This window comes from Rahnella sp. PAMC25617, assembly GCF_050606005.1.
GTDB lineage: Bacteria > Pseudomonadota > Gammaproteobacteria > Enterobacterales > Enterobacteriaceae > Rahnella > Rahnella variigena.
In genome coordinates, this window is sequence record NZ_JBOCUM010000306.1 from 1 (window position 1) to 266 (window position 266).

A 266-nucleotide genomic window follows, 5' to 3' on the forward strand; every position below is an offset into this window, starting at 1 on the left:
GGCGGGGCCGCGCAACGGCGGGATGTTCGGCTTCTACATGAATTGAACAAGGAGCAACCATGAATCGCGTACTGCTGCTGATCGGCCTGGCGCTGACACTGCTGGCGGGTTGCAAGACCCACCTGGCCCCCGCGAGCTATTCGCCGGATTACCAGGCGCTGACCCGCGCCGACGGCCGGGTCGAACTGGTGCCGGTGGAATGTTTGAAGCCTTCAGTCGAGGATCAATTTGGCAACGATGAACAGACGCACGTGCCGTTATTGCCA

At 61.3% G+C, this 266-nt stretch carries 1 protein-coding gene; it reads left to right on the forward strand.

The window, feature by feature from the left end; genetic code table 11:
- Positions 1–59: 59 nt before the first annotated feature.
- On the forward strand, positions 60–266 hold a 207-nt coding region (locus tag ACM615_RS24425; protein ID WP_431012715.1), incomplete at its 3' end, for a hypothetical protein.